This is a genomic window from Caballeronia sp. ATUFL_F1_KS39 (assembly GCF_023630985.1).
GTDB lineage: Bacteria > Pseudomonadota > Gammaproteobacteria > Burkholderiales > Burkholderiaceae > Caballeronia > Caballeronia zhejiangensis.
On record NZ_JALQDZ010000040.1, the window covers coordinates 77,448 to 94,672 of the forward strand.

Annotated in this window: 16 protein-coding genes; 7 read left to right on the forward strand and 9 right to left on the reverse strand. The window is 61.2% G+C overall.

From position 1 onward, the window contains the following. The first annotated feature begins 57 nt into the window (after window positions 1–57). The gene (locus NCR93_RS20585) at window positions 58–1,206 is read left to right on the forward strand and encodes a DSD1 family PLP-dependent enzyme (protein ID WP_175980682.1); all 1,149 of its coding nucleotides are present in this window, start codon (window positions 58–60) and stop codon (window positions 1,204–1,206) included. Here NCR93_RS20585 and NCR93_RS20590 read toward each other — a convergent pair. From NCR93_RS20590 to NCR93_RS20615, 6 genes are all read right to left on the reverse strand, one after another. Beyond that, window positions 1,203–2,252 carry an FUSC family protein gene (locus NCR93_RS20590; protein ID WP_175980684.1) on the reverse strand — a complete coding sequence of 350 codons (1,050 nt, stop codon included), beginning with the start codon at window positions 2,250–2,252 and terminating at the stop codon, window positions 1,203–1,205. The genes NCR93_RS20585 and NCR93_RS20590 overlap by 4 nt on opposite strands. A 245-nt stretch (window positions 2,253–2,497) precedes the next feature. Next, entirely contained in the window at window positions 2,498–3,694 is a 1,197-nt protein-coding gene (locus NCR93_RS20595; RefSeq protein WP_175980686.1) for a c-type cytochrome, read from the reverse strand. 74 nt (window positions 3,695–3,768) lie between these two features. Next, window positions 3,769–5,508 (reverse strand): methanol/ethanol family PQQ-dependent dehydrogenase, encoded by a 1,740-nt coding sequence (locus NCR93_RS20600; protein ID WP_175980689.1) that lies wholly within the window; start codon window positions 5,506–5,508, stop codon window positions 3,769–3,771. A 240-nt stretch (window positions 5,509–5,748) separates the two neighbouring features. Then, window positions 5,749–6,030 (reverse strand): pyrroloquinoline quinone biosynthesis peptide chaperone PqqD, encoded by a 282-nt coding sequence (gene pqqD, locus NCR93_RS20605; protein ID WP_175980691.1) that lies wholly within the window; start codon window positions 6,028–6,030, stop codon window positions 5,749–5,751. A gap of 66 nt (window positions 6,031–6,096) precedes the next feature. Then, window positions 6,097–6,171, reverse strand: coding sequence for a pyrroloquinoline quinone precursor peptide PqqA (pqqA, locus tag NCR93_RS20610; protein WP_008347847.1), 75 nt, complete (start codon window positions 6,169–6,171; stop codon window positions 6,097–6,099). A 206-nt stretch (window positions 6,172–6,377) separates the two neighbouring features. Next, on the reverse strand, window positions 6,378–8,321 hold the full coding sequence (locus tag NCR93_RS20615) for a sigma-54-dependent Fis family transcriptional regulator (protein WP_175980693.1): 1,944 nt from the start codon (window positions 8,319–8,321) through the stop codon (window positions 6,378–6,380). Window positions 8,322–8,673: 352 nt separating this feature from the next. On the opposite strand from NCR93_RS20615, the gene NCR93_RS20620 reads away from it, so the two are divergent. Further along, window positions 8,674–8,868, forward strand: a complete 195-nt coding sequence (locus NCR93_RS20620) for a hypothetical protein (RefSeq protein ID WP_008347853.1) — start codon at window positions 8,674–8,676, stop codon at window positions 8,866–8,868. Between the two features lie 130 nt (window positions 8,869–8,998). Here NCR93_RS20620 and NCR93_RS20625 read toward each other — a convergent pair whose 3' ends face one another. The 3 genes from NCR93_RS20625 to NCR93_RS20635 all read right to left on the reverse strand — a co-directional run bounded on the left by NCR93_RS20625 (window position 8,999) and on the right by NCR93_RS20635 (window position 12,355). Next, complete coding sequence (locus NCR93_RS20625) at window positions 8,999–9,643, reverse strand: LysE family translocator (RefSeq protein WP_175980695.1); 645 nt, start codon at window positions 9,641–9,643, stop codon at window positions 8,999–9,001. A 96-nt stretch (window positions 9,644–9,739) separates the two neighbouring features. Then, window positions 9,740–11,320 (reverse strand): sensor domain-containing diguanylate cyclase, encoded by a 1,581-nt coding sequence (locus NCR93_RS20630; protein WP_239294903.1) that lies wholly within the window; start codon window positions 11,318–11,320, stop codon window positions 9,740–9,742. Between the two features lie 198 nt (window positions 11,321–11,518). Then, window positions 11,519–12,355 carry a FadR/GntR family transcriptional regulator gene (locus NCR93_RS20635; protein WP_008347857.1) on the reverse strand — a complete coding sequence of 279 codons (837 nt, stop codon included), beginning with the start codon at window positions 12,353–12,355 and terminating at the stop codon, window positions 11,519–11,521. A gap of 212 nt (window positions 12,356–12,567) precedes the next feature. Here NCR93_RS20635 and NCR93_RS20640 point away from each other — a divergent pair, with 212 nt between their 5' ends. The 5 genes from NCR93_RS20640 to NCR93_RS20660 all read left to right on the forward strand — a co-directional run bounded on the left by NCR93_RS20640 (window position 12,568) and on the right by NCR93_RS20660 (window position 17,202). Beyond that, window positions 12,568–13,776 (forward strand): ABC transporter substrate-binding protein, encoded by a 1,209-nt coding sequence (locus tag NCR93_RS20640; RefSeq protein ID WP_175980697.1) that lies wholly within the window; start codon window positions 12,568–12,570, stop codon window positions 13,774–13,776. An 84-nt stretch (window positions 13,777–13,860) separates the two neighbouring features. Beyond that, a complete protein-coding gene (locus NCR93_RS20645) occupies window positions 13,861–14,721 on the forward strand; it encodes a branched-chain amino acid ABC transporter permease (protein ID WP_034470975.1) in 861 nt (286 codons plus the stop codon). Between the two features lie 29 nt (window positions 14,722–14,750). Further along, complete coding sequence (locus NCR93_RS20650) at window positions 14,751–15,740, forward strand: branched-chain amino acid ABC transporter permease (protein WP_235366230.1); 990 nt, start codon at window positions 14,751–14,753, stop codon at window positions 15,738–15,740. After that, window positions 15,737–16,504, forward strand: coding sequence for an ABC transporter ATP-binding protein (locus NCR93_RS20655; RefSeq protein ID WP_008347861.1), 768 nt, complete (start codon window positions 15,737–15,739; stop codon window positions 16,502–16,504). Before NCR93_RS20650 ends, NCR93_RS20655 begins: the two co-directional genes overlap by 4 nt. Continuing rightward, the gene (locus tag NCR93_RS20660) at window positions 16,501–17,202 is read left to right on the forward strand and encodes an ABC transporter ATP-binding protein (RefSeq protein WP_175980699.1); all 702 of its coding nucleotides are present in this window, start codon (window positions 16,501–16,503) and stop codon (window positions 17,200–17,202) included. Before NCR93_RS20655 ends, NCR93_RS20660 begins: the two co-directional genes overlap by 4 nt. Window positions 17,203–17,225 lie beyond the last annotated feature (23 nt).

The following is a 17,225-nucleotide window of genomic DNA, read 5'->3' on the forward strand; positions in this document are numbered from 1 at the left end:
ATGCAATATGCAGCGCTATGATCGATGTCTGATCCAACTTCATCGACACCCTCTGCCATGACGCTCGCACCTCCTCCCGCCGCTCGCGCGGGCGATTCGCTCGCTTCGGTCGCCACGCCTTCCCTGATGATCGATCTCGATGCCTTCGACGCCAATCTCGCGGCGATGTCGGCGTTCGCCGCGCGTCATGGCGTCGCGTTGCGTCCGCATGCGAAGGCGCACAAGTGCAGCGAGATCGCGAAGCGTCAGGTCGGCGCGGGTGCGGTCGGCGTGTGTTGTCAGAAGCTGTCGGAGGCGTATCCGTTCGCGGCGGCGGGCATCGCGAGCATTCATGTCAGCAATGAGTTCGTCGGCGCGGACAAACTCGCGATGGCCGTCGAACTCGCATCGCATGTGCATCTTTCGGTATGCGTGGATGCGTTGCCGCAAGTTCAGGCCCTCGGCGACGCAGCGGCACGCGCGGGCGTCACGATCGACGTGCTGCCGGAAGTCGATGCAGGTCAGCATCGCTGCGGCGTGACGAGCGAAGATGCGCTGCTCGCGCTCGTCGACGGCATCGCAGCGCAGAGCGCGCTGCGCTTCGCAGGACTGCAGGCGTATCACGGCGGCATCCAGCACGTCGCGGATTGGATTGCACGCAAGGCCGAAGCAAGCCGCGCCGCCGATATCGCCGCGCGCTACGTCCGCGCGCTCGATGTTCGCGGCGTGCGTTGCGGCATCGTGACGGGCGGCGGCACAGGCACTGTCGAGTTCGATGCTGCGAGTGGCGTCTTCACCGAATTGCAGCCGGGCTCGTATCTGTTCATGGACGGCGACTATGGCGGCATCGGTTGGGGCGGCGAATTGCGCTGGCGTCACAGTCTCTTCGTGCTGTCGACGGTCATGAGCGCCACGCGCCCCGGCATGGCCGTATGCGATGTCGGCCTGAAAGGGCTCGCGGTCGATTCGGGCTTGCCGCGCAGCGTGAACTGGCTCGGTGCGGGCGCCAAGCCCACGTTCAGTTATATCTCCGCGAACGATGAGCACGGCATGCTGCAAGCCCAGCACGATGCTGAAGGCGATTTCGCTGATCTCGTCGGCAAGCGTGTGCTGTTGCTGCCGGGTCATTGCGATCCGACCGTGAATCTCTACGATGAATACGTCTGCTATCGAGGCGAACGCGTGACCGACATATGGCCGATCGACGCGCGCGGTCTTTCGCGCTAAGCCCGTGACTCCTTCGGCGGATAGATCGTGGCGATCAGCGCATCGACGTCGGCAACGATCAGTCCGATCACGAACTGCGCCACTTCCTGCGCGCCGTGCGTCGCTTCCTGTTGCTCGAGCATGGCCTTGAGTTCGTTCACGGCGGAACGTGCGCGCGCGAGCTTCTCATCGTCCTGACGATTCGCTGCAAGCACGCTCGCGAGCGTCTCGAACAAAGCCTGCAATTCGCGACCGGCCGCGCCGAGCCGAGCCGCGCAAGTATCGCGATCGAGGCGCGATACAGCTTTCGCGAGAAAGAGCGCATCGCTATGGAGACGCCGCAGAAACGGTGCGGCCTTGTCGATGGCATCCGAGCGGCGGTTTTGCACGAGCACGATGATGTGTTCGCGTTCGGCTTCCTTCAACGCATCGTCGAAGGCTTTTTGCGCGTCGGTGCTTTGCGTTTCGAGGCGCGTCGCGCGAGCATCATCCCGCTCGCCCGAAAGATGGAGCGCGATCAACTGGCCGAGGCTCTTCAACGTATCGGCGACGCTGCGATGCGCGGCCGTAAGCGCACGATTGGGCCAGAGCGCCGACACGACGAAGGACGAAGCGGCGCCGATCAGAATCTCCAGCACGCGATGCATCGGCCGCTCGAAAGGCGATCCCGGTCCCGCCGGAATCAGCACGACGATCACGAGCGTCACGCACGCAAGCCTGAACGCAGGCCGCTTCGCGCTCAACGCGGCAAGCGGCACGAGCGCGACCGAAAACACCGCGAGCGGCGGCGCGCCGCGGTTCATCGCGACAATGCCGAGCACGCCCGCGATGGCGCCGATGAATGCGCCGATGATCTGATCGCGAGCAATATCGACCGCCTGCGAGAGGCTCGGTTGCGTCACGATGACGAGCGTCGTGATAAGTGCCCAGTAACCTTCGGGCAGTGCGGCCAGTCTTGCGGCGGCATAGCTGATCGCGCAACTCATCAGTGTGCGAAGAAGGCGTCTTGCTTCGGGTGCGCCGAAGAAGGCGCGCACCTGAACTCGAGTACGAGTGATCGAAGTCATGCGGTCTCGGTCGTTGACGAAACGGGACAAGCGAAGGAGACGCGAAGCATGCGCGCCCGTGCTGCATTATGCCAATGTGCACGGTGCGAAAAAATGAAGCTGTTCAGGAAGGGAAAGACAAGGCAGCACATATGCCCGATGTTTCCGGGGCACATGTGCCGCCTTCGTGTCGCGACGTAAGCATCGGCACGGCTTCCACCAGCGTCGCTATATGAGCCTGAGTGGCCGGTGCTGGCATGGCGACCTTATCGGGCCGGCCCGGCGTTGAGCGGGAGTTTCGACGCGCGGGCACTGTCGGCTGTCATCTTTGCACCGCCGGGCTTGTAGCCGTTCGACATCAGCAGGAAGGCCATGATGTCGGCATAGTCCTGGTCCTTCATCTTGCCTGGACGGTCCGCGGGCATGTTGGTGGCCATGTAGGTGAAGATGCCGCCCACGGTGAGATGCGAATTCGACGGCGGTGCGAACGACGGACCTTGCAACGCGGGCGCTGTGATGCCTTGCAACTGTGCCCCATGGCACTTCGCGCACGAGCTCGAATAAAGCGCCTTGCCGTGCGTCGTTTGCGCTTGTTCGAACGTCGGCGGCTCGACGGTTCCCTCATTCGCGACCTTGATGAAGCGGCCGGCGCGCGCGCCATTCATGTCGGCGAGCATGATGCCGGAGTGCTTCGACGGTGCTGCAGAAGACGATGCAGTTTGCACGGGCAACGCCCACTGTTTCGTGAGCGCCTGAAGGCGGCCATCGTCGATCATCGATTTGAGCGCATCGTCGATGCGCGGACGCAACGCAGCGCTCCTGTCGCCGAATGCGAATGCCAGATGCCAGTCCGCGTAGGGCGAATTCGCGGCTGCGACGGTGAAGCTCTGTTGCGGATGCGCAATGCGATAAGCCACGACAGCGGGATACCACACGATCGCACGATAAGCGCGTCCGTTCGCGACTGCATCGACGGTCGATGCCGACGTGTTCTCCAGATCGAGCGTCACGTCGCGCTGCTGCACGGCGATCAGTTGTGCGGGGCTTGCATAGGTCGCGGCGACCGTGCGCTTTGCGGCATCGTTCAGGACCACGTCAGGCGCTTCGATGCTGACGTAGCCCGCACGCAGATAGCCGCGCGAGAATTGCATCTTGCCACCCGATGCATCGGCGACGGTGGAACGGGGAAAGCCAGCGATCACATCGCAATCGCGCGCGAGCGTCTTGTCGAGTTCGTGAAGCGACACGCCGTCGTCGTCGCCTTCGCCGATACCGTGCGATACGAACGTTGCTGCGATGTTGGCGCGGGCGAAGACCGCTTGCGCGACGCTGCGGTCCAGCGCGGCCGAAGGACTGCCGGGAAACGTGCAGATCTTCACGGCCGCGTCGGAAGCCGATGGTGCGAGCGCGATGCATGCGGCCAGCATGCCTGCTGCGCGAATGGAGTTGAGCGAATGATTCATGTCGAAGCGTCCGGTGATGTCGGTGAGCACCGCAAGCGCGCGGCGATGCGCGCTCGCGGTTCGATCAGCATGGGTCAGGCGCGATTGAGCGCGAACACATAGAGCGTGCCGCCGCGCGGCACCTTGTCCGCGGCCTTCGCCATCGGTCCGCCCCAGATCGGATTGGCGCCACCGTATCCCGCGAGAATGGCAACGTATTCCTTGCCGTCGATCTCGTACACCGAAGGCTGGGCGATGATGCCGCTCGCGAGTTTGGGGCTTTGCCACAAGACCTTGCCGGTCTTTTCATCGAACGCGTAGAGATGGCCGTCGAGCGAGCCGCTGAATGCGAGGCCGCCCGCCGTCGTCGCGACGCCGCCGTTCCAAGGCAGCTTGGTCCAGTGGCTCCAGATCTTCTTGCCGGTGTCGACATCGATCGCCTGCAGTTCGCCGTAGCCCTTGCTGTTCGGTTCCGGCTTGATCTCGAAGCCTTCGCCGAGATAGGGCAGGCCTTCCATGTAGTTCACCGATTTGCCGGACAGGGACATGCACGCATGCAGCGCCGGCACGAAGGCTATATGTTTCTGCGGATCGTATGAAACGGACCACCAGTTCTTGCCTCCGAGGAAGCTCGGACACGTTTCGATGGTCGTGCCGGTCTTCGGATACTTGGCGGGATCCTGAATCGGCTTGCCATCGTCCGTATAGCCTGTGACCGATGTCGCGGTGACGAAGGGCCGCGCATAGATTAGCTTGCCGTTGCTGCGATCGATCGCATGGAAAAAGCCATTGCGGTCTGCGTGAATGATCGCGTCGTAGTCCTTGCCCTGATACTTGATGTTCGCGAGTACCGGCGTATTGACGCCGTCATAGTCCCACGTGTCATTCGTCGTGTATTGATAGTGCCACTTGAGGTCGCCCGTCTTCGGATCGAGCGCGAGCAACGAGTCGGAATAGAGGTTGTCGCCAGGACGAAGATCGGCGAGCCACGGTCCCGGATTTCCGACGCCCCAATAAAGCGTCTTGCTCGCCGCATCATAGGTGCCGGTGAGCCACGCGGGGGCGCCGCCATGCTCCTGCATGCCATCGGGCCATGTGTTGCCGCCGGGCTCCTTCGCGCCGGGCACCGTATATCGTTTCCACAGCACCTTGCCGTCGTTGGGATCGAGTGCTGCGATGAAGCCGCGCGCGCCATACTCGCCGCCCGAGCTGCCGACGACGAGCGCGCCATCGAGTGCGAGCGGTGCGAGCGAGAACGCATATCCGACGCCCGGATCGAACATCGCCTTCTTCCACACGAGCGAGCCCGTTTGCGCATCGAGCGCGGCCACTTCGCCGTTCAACATCGCGACATAAACGTTCTTGCCGTATAACGCTACTCCGCGATTGACCACATCGCAACATGCGGTCTTGAACGATTTCGCATCGAGATTCGGCTCGTATTTCCAGAGTTGTTTGCCCGTTGCGGCATCGAATGCATAGACGTTGTCCTTGGGCGTCGTCACGAAGAGAAAGCGACCGTTGACGATGGGCGTGGCCTCGAAGCCTTGCTGCAAGTCCTTTGGAAACTTGTAGCTCCACACCTGCTTCAGGTTCTTCACGTTGCTCGTATCGATCTGCTTGAGCGGCGAATGCCCATGACCGTTATACGTGCGGTAATACGTGAGCCAGCCGGGGTCGTCTTGCGCGCTCGCGAGGCGTTCATAGCTGACGTCCGGGTACTGCGCCGGTGTGCCTTCCGCCGCGATGGCAAGATGCTGCGCCACGCCGAACGCAGCGACGGCACCTGCTGCAAGGGCCGCGACGCGCAGGGCCGGACTGAAGCGAATGTTCATCGTTGTCTCCTGGATATTGTCGATGCAACGTCTTATTGAAACTCGATAGCGATGCGAAACAGTTGCGACGTCATCAAGGCAAGTCATGTGCCATCGACGACCGATACGCGCAATCGCCTTGCTGTACGCGGTTGTCGCGTCCAAAGCGCTCGATGCGGGCGCATTGAGGCGTTATTGAAGAGGTGTTGCATCGTGGAGCAGTGGGACGTTTGACGTGTTGCCCGATGTGACAACGCGAGCTCAGTCGAGCCAACCTAGTCGACGTGCTGCATCGACGAAGCGATAGACATCCGCGGCGAGACCTGCGATGCCGAAGCGCGTCTCCAGTTCGCCGATGATCTCGTCGAGCGCGCGCGTGCCATCGCAGCGTGCGAGTATCTCGCCCGCGCTGCGGTTCAGTTCGACGCTGCCGTGCCGATGAACGATCTCGCACGTTTGCATGTCCGCATGCCAATGCAGCTTGAATGACGCACGCAGGCGCGGGCGCGTGCATGCGTCCGCATGCGCGGTCGTAGAGTTCATGTGGGACGGAAAGGGAAGGGTGCAGGCCCGGGGCAGATTCGCCCCAGGCTTGCCGTCATCGAAGGATCAACGTGTAGCGATGTACATCGTGATCTCGAAGCCGAAGCGCAGGTCGGTGAAGGCGGGTGTCGTCCATTGCATGTTCATCTCCTTGATGATGTTCGAGTTGGATCGCGAGCCGTTTCGCGACCGGACCTCGAAATGCAAGGTCCATGCCTTCGATCATCGACAGTGCACGTGCACGCTCTTTGCCTTTCAATTCGATTTCGATGACGCGCAATGGATGTGACGATGTTGTTCCGCTTCGCAACAAGGGTGTACCGAAGTGAAACACTGCACTGAACAACTCATTGCTCCATCGATGAACATGCGGGCATCTTTCGATAGATGGTGTTGCGCGATATGCCCAAGGCGCGCGCGGCCGCGGAGACATTGCCACGATGTTGCGCGAGCGCCGCCGCGATCACGGATGCCGTGACTTCCTGCAGGCGTCCCGAAGCGAGCGCCGATGGAGCGCATGCTTCAGACACGCGATGCACGTTGGCGCGAGGTTCATCGAAGAAGTCTTCCGGTAGATGTTGCCGGCGAATGCAGCTGTCGTCGTCGACCATCGCTGCAGCAGTGCGTAGCAGGTTGCACAGTTGCCTGAAGTTGCCGGGCCACGCATAGCGCTCGAAGAGCGCCATTACGTCATCGTCGATGGACAGGCGGATGCCGCTCCCATCATCGGCGCTTACGGCGTGGAGCATCTTCGTGATCACGGCTGCGAGATCAGTGCGTTCGCGCAATGGCGGTAGTTTGACGACGAGCCCGTTCAGACGGTAGTACAAGTCCTCACGGAAGCGACTCTGCTCGATCATCTCGCGCAGGTTACGGTGCGTCGCGCAGATGATGGCGACATCGACAGGAATCGACTTGCTGGAGCCGAGCGGATCGACGACGCGCTCTTGCAGCACGCGCAAGAGGCGCACTTGCAGCGGGTAGGGCATGTCGCCGATTTCATCGAGAAAGAGCGTGCCGCCATTGGCCTGTAGCAGCTTGCCCGCCGCGCCCTTGCGCCGTGCGCCCGTGAACGCGCCTTCCTCATAACCGAAGAGTTCCGATTCGATCAGGTTCTCCGGGATCGATGCGCAGTTCACCGCGACGAACGGCCCCGCGCGACGCGGCGAATCGCTGTGAATGGCTTGTGCGAGCAGTTCCTTGCCGGTGCCGGTCTCGCCGGTGATGAGTATCGGTATGTCCTTGCCGATGACCTTGCGTACCTTGCCGATGACCGCGGCCACTTTCGGGTCGCCCGTGTCGAGCGATGCGAGCTTCGACGATGAATCGATCGCAGCCGATGCGCGCGGCGCGGATCTCATCGGCACGGACGTGGACGCAGGTTCGACGAAAGGCGCGCGGTTAAGGCGCACGCGCGCGCATACGACTGCGCCATTGTTGAGATCGAGCGACATGTGCGGCGCGCGGCTCGCTTGCGAACGATCGATCAGTTGCGCGCTCGTCAGTCCGAAGAGCGACGACAGCGTATGCGCGCGCAGCGCCGAGAGCGGCAAGCCGAACTGAAACTGCGCGCTGCGATTGGCGGAGAGAAAGCGTCCATCGCAGGTGAAGGCCATGATCCCTTCCATCAGCGTGCCGAGAAACTCGGGGCGGCTGTGAAATGCGATCTGCAACATCCCCTGAAAAGTGCTGGAAAACAGGTGGTTTTCGATCATCTGGACGGACATGCGCGCGAGGGCCATCGTGTGTCGATGGTAGCTGCGATGATCGCCGGTGACGTCGAGCACGCCGATCAGATCGCCGTACGGATCGAGAATCGGCACGCTGGAGCAGGTCAGAAAACGATTGGCCGCAAGATAGTGTTGATCGCCGTGCACGACCGTCGGCGAGCGCTCTGCGATGGCCGTGCCGATGGCGTTGGTCCCTTGCCGTTCCTCGGCCCAGTTCGCCCCCGCCCTGAGCGCGACCTTTTCTGCGCGTGCGAGGAAGTCGTCATCGCCTGTGGAGTGGAGGATGAGCCCTTGTGCGTCGGTCAGTACGATCATGCTTTGCGTGTTGACGATCTGTTCACGCAGCGTTTCCATCACCGGCGTCGCGTGCGCGCATAGCACGCGGTTCTGCTCGAGCTTGAGGAGCAACTCGCCTTCGGTAAGCACGTCGTAGTCGGGTCGTGTCGAGGCGTTCAGACCGAATGTCTCGGAGCGTTCGTGCGCCTTGCGTATCGCGGGAATCAGCCAGGCGCTCTGTCGTTCATCGTGGGTAGCCGCGATCTCGTGGATGTCGTCTTGCATCGTCTCCTCCGTTGTGCAAGTGCCGGTCATGTCGCCGGATATTTGAGCGGGGAGAAAAGCAAGTCCTGCGCCAATGAGCGCCGTCGACGGCTGTTGTTGGCTAATCGAAAGGATGCGGGATGTCATCGTGACGCCGACAGCTCCGCGGACGTTGTGTTGGGCTGCGGATGACTCGACGCGCTGACGGAGCAGGTGTGTCTGCACCTTGCGAGCGCGCCGCGCAAGGCCCTGCGGGCATTCGAGCGTTGCACCCGCGCGTTGGCATATCCAATGCAAAAGACCAGGCGAGCGCCGACACACGCTCGATTCGACTCAAACGAACGCTTGCTCACGCACCGTAAGGAGAAACACCATGACGAACCTGAAGCTCGACGATCTGCAACATAGTCAGGAGCTTTCCGCTTCCGAGATGAAGCGCATCATCGGCGGAGACAAAAAGGAGCCAGCCGGCAGACCCATCCATATCGACGCTCAGAGCGGCGTGCTGACGTTCAAGGACGGCTCGAAGTGGACGATGGATCTTGACGGCAAGCTGCATCCGCTGTGATTCGCGCACATCGATGCTGCTTGAAGGCCGGACGAGCCTCGCGGCGCGGCCGGCCTTTTGTCTTTTGCCTTTTGCCTTTTGCATTCAGAGTTTCCGAAGGCTTTTTGAGTTACGCGTTTTGCATGCGAAATCAAAGGCCGGTTCGACCCGCCGTCAGCACGAGGCGCAGGCCGAGCATCGCGATGACGCTCGCTGCGAAACGGTCGATCCACTTCCTCGCCCGCAGATACATCTCGCGCGGACGCTTGCTTGAGAAGCCAAGCGCGACGATGGTGTACCAGCCCGTCTCGATCACGAAGACCATAGGCGGCAATACGAAGTAGCACCACAGCGGAGGATGCTGCGGCAAGAGCGCCGCGAAAATGCTGCCGTACCAGATGGCTGTCTTGGGATTGCTCAGTTGCGTCGAGAGGCCAAGCCAAAAGGACTTTCGAGCGCGCCCGGTGAGCCGGGACGCGCCGTCCGTTGCCGGCATCTCCATCGGCTGCGCGGCGCCCCGCCAAATCTTCGACGCCACATAAATCAGATACAGGCCACCGGCGACCTTCAGCGCGAGATAGAGCCACTCGACGGCAACGAGCAGCGTGTACAGTCCCGCGAGGGCGACGCCGCCGAAGAAGATGCCGCCCACGCCCATGCCGAGCGCGGTCGCGAGGCCATCGGTGCGTGATATGCCGATGGCATTGCGCGCCACGATTACGAAGCTCGGGCCCGGAATCATCGCGCCCAGCAACAGTGAAAAGAGAATCGCGAGTACGGCGGTCGAAGCGGTCATCGGAATAACTCCTTCGGATGTGCAGTTTGAATGCGGCATGCAAAACGCCGGATTGCATTCACGACGCATGATACGTCCGACTTCACGTGCATCGCGTCAGGCGCCGCTGCCGGCGACGCTGTCTTCGTGGATGGCGCGATTGCGCCCGCTGCGTTTGGCGAGATAGAGCGCGGCGTCGGCATTGTTCAGCAACTTGAGCGCGTCGTCGTTATGGCGTGGCGAGGCTGTGGCAATGCCGATGCTGATCGTCAGCACGCTCCTTGGCGCCGCGCTGTGAGGAATGGCGAGTTGTTCCACGTTCTCGCGCAGACGCTCGGCAAATGTGAGCGCGCCGCTCGCCGCGGCGCCCGGCAAAACCACGACGAATTCTTCGCCGCCATAGCGCGCGACGATGTCGCCGGGGCGCTTCGCGGCATTTTGTATGCAGTCGGCCACGGCGATGAGCGCGTCGTCGCCCATCGCGTGACCGTAGGTGTCGTTATAGAGCTTGAAGTGGTCGACGTCGATGAACAGCGCGGACAGGGGCTGATCGACGCGGCGCGCTCGCCGCCATTCTTCGTCGAGCTGCCGGTCCAGCGCGCGGCGGTTGCATAGTCCGGTGAGCGCATCGGTACCCGCGAGCCGTTGCAGCTTCTCTTGCGCAATTGCTCGCGAGCGCAGTGAAATTGCGAGCAGCCATGAGATGACGATGAAGCCGCCTCCGAACGCCATCGTCAATCCGCCGATGACGAGGCTGCGTTCGCGCCACGCCGCGAGGACGTCATCCTCGGCGGGCGCGACCGCCGCGATCAATCGGGTGCCGGGTACGTGCTGGAATGTATAGAGCCGCCTGACGCCATCGAGCGGAGACCGTGAGATGTATGAGCCTGAAGCCGCGTCGCGCATCGCGGAGAAGGTCGGTGACTTCGCGACGTAGCCGTCGCTATCGCCTGGCAGCGCAGGCTTGCGCGCGATCATCACGCCATCCTGCTGTACGATGAACACCGCGCCCGAAGTGCCGAGCTTCACGCGCGACAGCAGGTCCTTGAAGTAGGAGACGTTCAAGGCGATCACGGCGACGCCCGCAAACGAGCCATCCGATGCATCGATGCGCCGGCTCAATGCGAGCGAAGCCGCGCCCTTGCGCAATCGCGACGCATAGGGTCCGGAAATGTAGAGACCGGCGTCGGGGTGTTCGGCGTGGACCTTGAAGTAGTCGCGATCGTTGAAGAGCAAGTCGGCATGATCGGAAGGATCGCGTTCCATGACGATGCGTCCCTCGCGATTCATCACGAATGCGCCGCCGACGGAGTTCATGCCGGTGGCGCCATCGAATAGAACCAGCTTGCGAAGATCGGGCGGAAGCCCCATTACGGCAGGGTTTCTAACGCCATTGACGATGGTGCGCAGCGACAGGTCGCTCGATTCGATATTGCGCGCGATATCGGCGCTCAAGGTGGCGACGAGATTGGCCGCAGCCTGATGCGCGTTTTGCAGCGCTTGCGCGCGTCCCTGCCACAGCGCGGCAAACGACAACACGGCCATACAAATGGCGATGGCGGTGCCGATAAGACCAGCGAGCGCCGGAAAGTGCGAAAACACTTCGGCGAAGCGGATTGCGGCGGTGCTGTTGCGTCGCATCAACCGGCGACTGACCATGCGTCCGGTCTTACGAACGGCTTTTAATCTGGCGGGCATTCAGGTTCTCCGCGCGGCGCGATTTCCGCACATCCGGGCACGACATGATGTGCGGCGCGACTGCGCTATGCGTCGAAAAACTCCGTATCTTATGGATTGGTTTGCATCTTATGCGCTATGTGGTGAACAGCGCCGCGCGTATTTGCACCCCGATTGTAGTCGCTCAGGCTCAATCCTTTCTGCACGGCCATCCTCGAATCACCCGCCGCGCCCGCCCATGCGCTTGCGAATCTCCGAGTCGAGAATGAGCCGCCCGCGCAGCTTGCCCTTCATGCGCTTCACATAGCGCGGCGCCTCGGTCATGTGAATCACCATCAGTTCTCGAACCTTGTCCGCGTCCCGCGCGCGCGCCGCTTCGGTGATCGCCTTGTGAATCTTCACGTTCGCGCGGCCGAAGCGTTCATGTTCGGCTTGCGGCGTGTCGTTCCTGAACTCGATGAGTTGCCGGATCATTTCGTTGATCAACTCGCAGGTGAAGCGCAAAAACGGATTGGGATTCGCAGCGGCCAGAATATCGTGGAAGTTCACGTCTTCCTGTCGTTGCCGGACGATGTCGCGATTCGCGTGCGCCGAGGCCGGCTCGTCGCAACAAGCGATGTTCGCTTCCAGCGCGTTGAAGTCATCGTCGGTGAGATGCGGCACTGCGCCCGCAGCGAGCTCCGGTTCGAGCAACTGACGCACCGTATAGATATCGTCGATGGTCACGTCCTTGAAGAACAGATAGTTCTGCAAGAGTTGCAAGGTGCGATCGAGCGGCACCTCGACGATCGTGCCGCCACCCGAAGGTCCCGTCGTCACTTTGATCAGCCCTTGCACTTCCAGCGATTTGAGCGCCTCGCGCGTCGTGCTCTTGCTGACGGAAAAGAGCTGCTGCAATTCCACTTCACGCGGCAGCTTGTCGCCGGGCTTCAGGTTCTTTTCCGTGATCAGCCGCTTGATCTCTTCGGCGACGAGATCCGCGCGCTTGGGCTGTTTGATCGGCTGCTGCGCGATTTCGATTGCCGCCCCGGTGCGTTTTGCACGCTCCATCACCATGTCGATGCTCCCTGTCTTTGTCTGCTTTATACGCGTGCGTGTCGCGAATTCGCAGACTGGAATATTGCCTTATTGACACCCGAATTTATTGTTCCTAGCATCGGGTTCATTCTATTTATCATGATAAATAGAATGAAGCGAGCCGAGGTTTGAACCTACCACGAAAAAAAGCGGGGCGGCTGCGCGGGTCATCTTCTCAAGGAGCGTCAATTTTGAATCGCCGAAACATGTTGAAGCTGGCCGCGCTGTCGGCCATTCCAGGATCGTTCGAAGCGCTCGTCGCAAGAAGCGCCTTTGCGCAGGGCTCGCCGATCCAGTTCGCATGCCCTGTGCCGATGTCCGGTCCGTTCGCGGCCAATGGCAAGTACGCCGATCTCGGCATGAAGCTGGCTATCGAACAATACGGCAAGGTGCTGGGTCAACCGCTCGCCTATGCGACGCTCGACACCGAGGGAAAACCCGCAACGGCCGTGCGCCGCGTGCAGGAAATCGCGCAGCAGAAGAACGCACGTTATTTCGCGGGCGGCATTCTTTCGTCGGAAGCACTCGCGATGGGCAAGGAAGCGGAGAAGGCCGGCGGCATCTTCATCACGACTGCGGGCGCCGACGAACTCACCGGCAAGGATTGCAACAGCGCGACGTTTCGCTGGTCAGTGCCCACTTTCGGCGCGATCGAGCAAACGGTGCGGCCGCTCATTCAGTCGATGCCCAATGCAAAGCGCTGGTACACGATCACGCCGCAATACGTGTTCGGAGACGGGCTTTTATCGGCGGCGAAGAACATCTTCAAAGAGAAGGGTATCGAGCATGTGGGCAACAGCTATCACTCGCTCAATGAAAAAGAGTTCAGCGGTTATTTGACGAATGCTGTCGCGGCGAAGCCCGATGTTCTTCTTATCCTCAACTTCGGCTCGCAATCATCGGACACGTTGCGTCAGGCCGTGAGCTTTGGCATGAAGAACAACTGCACGATCCTGATGGCATGGGCGTCGGGGCTGGAGCAATTCGAAGCACTCGGACCGGAAATCTGCGAGGGCGTCTATTTCGGCGCGCAATACTGGCATGCGGTCGATACGCCGCTCAATCAGGACCTCGTCAAGCGTGTGAATGCGGCTTATAAATCGAACCCTAACTATAGCCTCGCGGGTTCGTACATCTGCACGAAGATTTTGCTCGACGGCATCGTAAAAGCGGGCACCGCCGACCCGAAAAAAGTCGTCGCTGCGCTGCAAGGCATGAAGTACTCGGGCCTGACCGGGCCGGAGGAAATTCGCGCGGGCGATCATCAGGTGTTGAAGAACTACTATCTTCTCAAAGGCAAGCCCAAGAGCAAGATGAAGGATAAAGACGATTACGCCGACATCGTGAGTTCGGGCCAGTCGTTCCTGCCGCTCGACAAGACGCAATGCAAGCTTGCGTGATCGCCTGATCTTGTGACGCGCGTTGTTTTCATGCGAATGCGGGCGAGTTCTGCATTCGCGTTGCCACTCTTCTGATGCAAGGCCATGAACGTTTATCTGTTGCAGGTCGTGAACGGCATCGGCGTGGGCATGCTGTATTTTCTGCTCGCGGTCGGGTTGTCGATCGTGTTCGGGTTGCTGCGCTTCGTGAACTTCGCGCACGGCGCTTTCTATCTGCTGGGCGCGTACTTCTGTTATCAGGCGATGCAGTGGTCGATGAACTTCTGGAGTGCGCTCGTCGTCGTGCCCATCGTCGTCGCCGTGATCGCATGGATCGTCGAGAAAGTCGTGCTGCGCCACGTCTATGCACAGCAACACGAGTTCCATATTCTCGCGACAGTCGGCCTTGCGCTCGTGATTCAGGAGTGCGCGATCATCGCGTGGGGACCGCTCGGCGATAACGTCCCGGTGCCGGATGTTCTCAACGGCGTTGTGATGTGGGGCAGCTTCATCTACCCGAAGTATCGCCTCTTCGTCATCGCGTTCACGGCGGTGCTGGCGGGCATTCTATGGTGGGTGCTCGAAGGCACGCGGCTCGGCAGCGCTGTGCGAGCGGGCAGCGAATCGAGCGAGATGGTATCGCTGCTCGGCATCAACGTGACGCGCATCTTCAGTCTTGTATTCGCGCTCGGTGCGGGAACAGCGGCACTCGCGGGCGTGCTTGCCGCGCCGATACGCGGCGTCGATCCGTTCATGGGGATCGAAGCACTCGGCGTCGCATTCGTCGTCGTGGTCGTGGGCGGCATGGGCAATTTTCTGGGTGCGCTCGTCGGCGGACTGCTCGTCGGCATCGTGCAGAGCGTGATGAGTACGCTGTGGCCGGAAGGCGCGCGTCTCATGATCTATGTGGCGATGGCCGCGGTGCTGCTGCTGCGTCCGAACGGATTACTCGGGAGGACCGCGTGAATTCCAAACTGGATTCGAAGACACTGGACATGAGCGCGCCACCGCGATCCCTCAGGCAGTCGCTTCATCGCTATCGCTTTCTGTTGCTCGCGGCCATCGTCGTCTGCGTTCTTCCGCTGACGATCCGCTCCGGATCGCTCGCAACCGAAGTGCTCGTCTATGCGCTCGCCGCGCTCGGCTGTAATCTGCTGCTCGGGCATACGGGCCTGCTGTCGTTCGGACAAGGCATATTCTTCGGTCTAGGAAGCTATGCCGCGGGTCTGATCCTCACGAAGTCAGGGCTTCAGATTCCTGCGGCATTGCTCGGCGCCATCATCGCGGGTGCGCTCGCCGCGGCTCTCGTCGGATGGTTCTCCATTCGTCAGCGCGGCGCGTACTTCGTGATGCTCACGCTCGCATTCGGGCAGATGTTCTATTTCCTTGCCTATACGACACCCGATCTCACCGGCGGCGACAACGGCTTGCTCGATATTCCGCGGCCCGCGTTGTCATTCTTCGGGCAGCCACTCGTTTCGCTCGTGTCGCCGTGGCAGTACTACGCGTTCGTCGCCGTATTGTTCTTGATCGCATTCTGGTTCATGTTGCGCGTGTCGCATTCGGTCTTCGGCCGCACGCTGCTCGCAATCCGCGATAACGAGGCGCGCGCCGCTGCCGTAGGTTATGACGTAAAGCGTTTCAAGCTGGCCGCGTTCGTCGTATCGGGTGCGGTCACTGGCCTGGCCGGGGCATTGCACGCGATGATGACGGGCATCGCGCCGTTATCGAACATCGACTACCACACGAGCGAGATGATTCTCGTGATGACCGTTATCGGCGGTACGGGCAATCTCTTTTCTTCCGTACTGGGCGCAGCGTTCTATGTGCTATTCGCCGACTGGCTTTCAACGCTATGGCCGCGCTGGCTGCTGTTGCTCGGACTCGTGCTGATCGCGGTAAGTCTCTTCATGCAGCGCGGTTTGTGGGGTCTGGGTGAACGCATCTGGCGCGCGATGAAGCGCGATCGAGGAGAGCCGGCATGAGCGCGTCGATACTGGAAGCAAAGGGCGTCGTGAAGCGCTATGGCAAGTTCGCCGCGCTAACCGATGTGAATCTGCGCATCGCAAGGAACACGGTGCATTCCGTGATCGGACCGAACGGTGCGGGCAAGACCACACTGTTTCATGTGTTGACCGGGACCGTGCCGATCACCGCGGGCAATATCGTGTTCGATGGTCACGACGTGACACAGGAACCCGATCATCGTCGCGTGAAGCGTGGCATCGCACGATCGTTTCAGGTGACGAGCCTCTTCACGAATCTGTCGGTGCGTGAGAATCTGCGGCTCGCCGCGCAAGGCGTGGACTCGAAGCGCGCACTCAACGCATGGACGCCGCCGCGCGGCGCGCTGGAACATCGCGATACGGTCGATGGCATTCTCGAACGTCTCGCGCTGCAACGCCTGGCGTCGACGCAGGCGAGCGCGTTATCGCATGGCCAGCAGCGGCGTCTCGAAGTGGGCATGGCGCTCGCCGCCCGGCCCAAGGCGATCTTTCTCGACGAGCCGACCTCGGGTATGGGCATCGACGATCTCGACGACATGAAGCATCTGATCCGCAGTCTGCGCGATGACTACACGGTCGTGCTGATCGAGCACAACATGGATATCGTGATGGACATCTCCGACATCATCACGGTGATGCAGCAAGGCCGCGTGCTTGTCGAAGGCAAGCCCGCCGATATCCGCGGGGACGAACGTGTGCGCAGCGCCTATCTCGGCAACATGATCACCGGAGGACGCGCATGATGCTCGATGTCGATAACATTCACGGCTATTACGGCAAGAGCCATATTCTTCAAGGCGTCTCGCTCACGATGGGCGAAGGCGAAACCGTCACGCTGCTCGGCCGTAACGGCGCGGGAAAATCGACCACGCTGAAAAGCATCGCCGGCGTCGTGGCGCCGCAGCGCGGCAGCGTGAAGTTCAAGGGCGTCGAGCTCGCGAAGATGCCGCCGCACAAGATCGCTGCGCGCGGCGTGTGCTTCGTGCCGGAACATCGCGGTATCTTCAAGCTCTTGTCCGTCGAAGAGAATCTGCGGCTCGGCGCGCGCAAAGATTCTCCATGGCAACTCGCGGATATCTATCGCATCTTTCCGCGTCTCAAGGAGCGCCGGACGAACGGCGGTGGCCAACTCTCGGGCGGCGAGCAGCAGATGCTCGCGATCGGCCGCGCATTGATGAATCATCCGCGCTTGCTGATGCTCGATGAACCGGTGGAAGGACTCGCGCCTGTGATCGTCGAGGAAATCGTCGCGCAACTGAAGCTGATTCGCCAAGCGGGCGTGACGATTCTGCTCGTCGAACAGAATCTGGAAGTCTGCACGCAACTCGCCGACCGCCATTACATCATCGAGCAAGGGCGCATCGTGTACGAAGGAACGAACGATGCGTTCATCGCCGATGAATCGATCAAGGATCGCTATCTTGGCGTGGGCGTCGTCTGAACCTCATATCTGCATCACTCAGC

Coding starts and splice junctions, on each gene's coding strand:
- NCR93_RS20585 (WP_175980682.1), top strand. CDS start 58: ATGACGCTCGCACCTCCTCCCGCCGCTCGCGCGGGCGATTCGCTCGCT.
- NCR93_RS20590 (WP_175980684.1), bottom strand. CDS start 2,252: ATGACTTCGATCACTCGTACTCGAGTTCAGGTGCGCGCCTTCTTCGGC.
- NCR93_RS20595 (WP_175980686.1), bottom strand. CDS start 3,694: ATGAATCATTCGCTCAACTCCATTCGCGCAGCAGGCATGCTGGCCGCA.
- NCR93_RS20600 (WP_175980689.1), bottom strand. CDS start 5,508: ATGAACATTCGCTTCAGTCCGGCCCTGCGCGTCGCGGCCCTTGCAGCA.
- pqqD (WP_175980691.1), bottom strand. CDS start 6,030: ATGAACTCTACGACCGCGCATGCGGACGCATGCACGCGCCCGCGCCTG.
- NCR93_RS20615 (WP_175980693.1), bottom strand. CDS start 8,321: ATGCAAGACGACATCCACGAGATCGCGGCTACCCACGATGAACGACAG.
- NCR93_RS20620 (WP_008347853.1), top strand. CDS start 8,674: ATGACGAACCTGAAGCTCGACGATCTGCAACATAGTCAGGAGCTTTCC.
- NCR93_RS20625 (WP_175980695.1), bottom strand. CDS start 9,643: ATGACCGCTTCGACCGCCGTACTCGCGATTCTCTTTTCACTGTTGCTG.
- NCR93_RS20630 (WP_239294903.1), bottom strand. CDS start 11,320: ATGCCCGCCAGATTAAAAGCCGTTCGTAAGACCGGACGCATGGTCAGT.
- NCR93_RS20635 (WP_008347857.1), bottom strand. CDS start 12,355: ATGGTGATGGAGCGTGCAAAACGCACCGGGGCGGCAATCGAAATCGCG.
- NCR93_RS20645 (WP_034470975.1), top strand. CDS start 13,861: ATGAACGTTTATCTGTTGCAGGTCGTGAACGGCATCGGCGTGGGCATG.
- NCR93_RS20650 (WP_235366230.1), top strand. CDS start 14,751: ATGAGCGCGCCACCGCGATCCCTCAGGCAGTCGCTTCATCGCTATCGC.
- NCR93_RS20655 (WP_008347861.1), top strand. CDS start 15,737: ATGAGCGCGTCGATACTGGAAGCAAAGGGCGTCGTGAAGCGCTATGGC.
- NCR93_RS20660 (WP_175980699.1), top strand. CDS start 16,501: ATGATGCTCGATGTCGATAACATTCACGGCTATTACGGCAAGAGCCAT.